Source organism: uncultured Blautia sp. (genome assembly GCF_902497045.1).
In the GTDB taxonomy this organism is placed as follows: Bacteria; Bacillota; Clostridia; order Lachnospirales; family Lachnospiraceae; genus Blautia_A.
The window spans coordinates 1-3,307 of sequence record NZ_CABVDF010000268.1 but is presented as its reverse complement, the minus strand read 5'-3'; the positions used below and the strand labels follow the sequence as shown (position 1 = coordinate 3,307).

Below are 3,307 nucleotides of genomic sequence, written 5' to 3'. Positions count from 1 at the left end.
ATTCATAAAATATATACGTTTGTGACCGGTGTGTGACTTATGTACTTTATACTAGGGATATAAAGTCAAGAAATGATTGTCCGGTGAGATAATATGAACGATAAAGATATGAATGGAGGAGAGAAGACCATGAAAAGTAATAGAAAGAAAAGAATACTGGCGGCTGTACTTTGCATGGTAATGGTATTGAGCAGCAGTATCTCAGCTTTGGCAGGCGAAGAGATTTTTGTAGATATCCCGGAAGCTTCTGAGGAATTCAGTTCGGAGCCGATGGTGGTCACAGAAACAGAGTCTGCAGGGGAGGCATTTACAGAAACAGAAGCTTCGCCGGAAATTTCGTTTTCGGATGGAGATGTAACAGCTGATGTGGAAACAGAAGCTCCTGTGGATCCGGAAACACCTGCAGAACCTGCTCCGGAGGTACCGGAAGAAATTCCTTCAGAAGAAGCTGTACCGGAAACACCTGCAGATGAGATTCCTGCAGAAGAGGAAAATTTCGCTGATTTTGGAGACGGAATGTCAGATTCAGTGGCTGATGCACAGATTCTTTCAGAAGAGACGGAACTGAAACAGGAATTTGTGGATGAGGCCGGCAATGTGGTACAGAGAGTTACCGCGAAGCTTCCGGCAGGTGCCTTTGCAGCAGAGACTTCTTCCATTACAATGGAAGTTTTCTATCTGGATGCAGATTCAGAAAAATATCTGAAATCCATGATGAATGAAAATATTCCGGAAGGGATGCTGCTTGGCTCATATGTTTTCTTTAATGTGCAGTTCAAAGTGAACGGAGAAAAAGCAGAATCTCTGAAGCCTGTTGAAATCACAATCGATGGCAGCGGACTGACGGTTACAGATACTAAGAAAGCAAATGTATTTTACTTTGATCCGGCAGATCCTTCTGTGGAAGGGGACAAAGATGAACTGAAAGAGATTCCTCAGAGATCAGAAGTGCTGGAGAGCCTTCAGTTAGCAGGACAGAGTACAGAGAACATTGAAGACTATGATCTTTCTGAAATTACATTCAGAGAGGATGGAACGACAGACAAGGTTATCTTTGAAGGAAGAAAATCCACCATCTACGGATGCTATACAGAAGAAGCAAAACCGGAAGAAGAGATTCCGGCAGAGCCGACACCGGTTCCGGAAGAAATCACTCCAATCCCGGAAGAACCGGAAACAGAGGAACCTGCTCCGGAAACAGCATCAGAGATCGAGATTATCTCAGATGAGGTAAATCTTCGTATTGAACCGAATGCAGAAGCAGACAATGTGGCAGCTGTTGCCCATACAGGAGAACGCTTCCCGCTTCTGGAAAATATGCAGATGGAAGAAACGCTGTGGTACAAGATCCAGTACACATATCCTGAGACCGGCGAAACGGCAGAGCTCTATGTGAGAAGTGATTTTGCAAGGATCGTGGATGAAGCTCCTGAGGTTTCAGATGATGTAGATCTGACAGAAGAACCGGGAATGGTTAATGAGCTTACTTATGAAGATGACAAGATCACCGTATCTGTAAGCGCTGCAGAAGAAGGAATCATTCCTGACGGGGCATCCTTAAACGTGAAACCGATCACTGCTGAGAATGCAGAAACTCAGGAACAGTATGAAGAGGTTGCACAGCATGTAGAACAGAAGGTTGCAGAAGAGGAAAAAGAAGTTGCCGGATTCCTGGCATATGATATTTCTTTCCTTGATGCTGAAGGAAACAAGGTGGAGCCAAACGGCGAAGTTAAGGTTTCCATGAACTACAAACCGGCAGCCATCCCGGAATCCGTACAGGAGACCGGCGCAGAGAATACAGAAGTATCTGTACTCCACCTGGAAGAAAATGCAGCCGGAGAAGTTCAGCAGGTTGTGGATATGACGTCAGAAAACCAGGTTGAGACGCTGAATACCACAGAAGCAAATGAGATTCAGACAGTAGAGATGACTACTGAGAGCTTCTCTGTGTTTACGATTACGTGGACATATTCTGACAGGTTCAATCCATTTGAAATTACAGTTCACTATGTAGATGAAAATGGGAATGAAATTGATGTAATAAATGAATCTAAAGAGGTGGAGATTTCTGATTCTAGTGTGACGATTAACTTGTCGGAATATTGGCGAGATGCAGTTGATTCTCAGTATGAAAAAACAAATGTCATCAAAGTAGATAATATAAATGGATCTGCCATAACACAGTTACAAACAGAAAAGTACTACAACTACAACTACTATACTTACTACATAAAGTATAAAAAAAGTGACAGTAGACAATATACGGAGTGGTTAAATAATTGGACTGAGACAAAAGGTGATATTTACTTTATTTATAAAAAAGATTCTTCATCCGGTGGTGGAACTACCGGCGGTGGATCCAGTGCTACAGGCAACCTAGGGCATAGTAAGTATGTGACGTATAATAATGATGGAACATATGATTTAACATTAGATGTTGTAGGTGCTGTAGGAACAGAAACTAATCCGGCAGCAGTAGATATTGTTTTTGTGTTGGATCTTTCTGGAAGCATGGATGGGAAAAATATTGAAGATGCTAAATCGGCGGTTAAAACTTTAACAACTAAATTAAATGCCAATAAGACCGTGGATTCAATGTGGAAGTTGGTTACATTTTCAAGTAAGGCAAGTGTGGTAACAGATTACTGGGTTACTGCATCTGGCATTAATAGTATCATTCAAAATTATAGTGATTATGACTGTGACGGAGGAACAAATTATGAGGCTGGATTAACACAAGCAGGTAAGGCACTTGGGACAGCCCGTAATAATTCGACAAAAATTGTAATATTTTTGACAGATGGAGAGCCTACATATCATGGAACGAATACTCAAGGTGGGGGAAACAAAACATATGTAGAGGATTATGAAGGTGCAATAAAAGGAGCCAGTACAATTCATTGTAATAGATTCTATGCTGTAGGTATGGGATTAAAAAATACGCTGTCAATTTATGAAAAAGAAAAATGGGGGGGTGATAAATGGGTTCGAAACACAACCGGAATACAGCTTTTAACAGACGTTGTAAACGCAGCGAATTGTGATGCTTCTGAAGGCAGCAGACTGGCGATTAATGTAGGGGCAGGCGAAAGTTTGGATAGTGTTTTCGCAAACATATCTGGTTCTATTACAAAATATACCGCAACAAATGTAACTATTACAGATAAACTGACCCCGGAAGTTGATTTGGTTGATTCATTGGGAGAAGTAACAGAAACCTCAAATGACTTAAGCATAAGAGTTCTTAATAAGGACAAACAGGATGTTACAGAACAGGAAGTTAAAGAAGGAGATATTAAAGCTT

1 protein-coding gene is annotated in these 3,307 nt (G+C 41.4%); it reads left to right on the top strand.

Annotation, left to right across the window (positions count from 1 at the left end; translation table 11 throughout):
- Positions 1–129: 129 nt before the first annotated feature.
- The coding region (locus RDS42_RS13525) for a VWA domain-containing protein (protein WP_308784115.1) at positions 130–3,307 on the top strand (3,178 nt) is incomplete at its 3' end.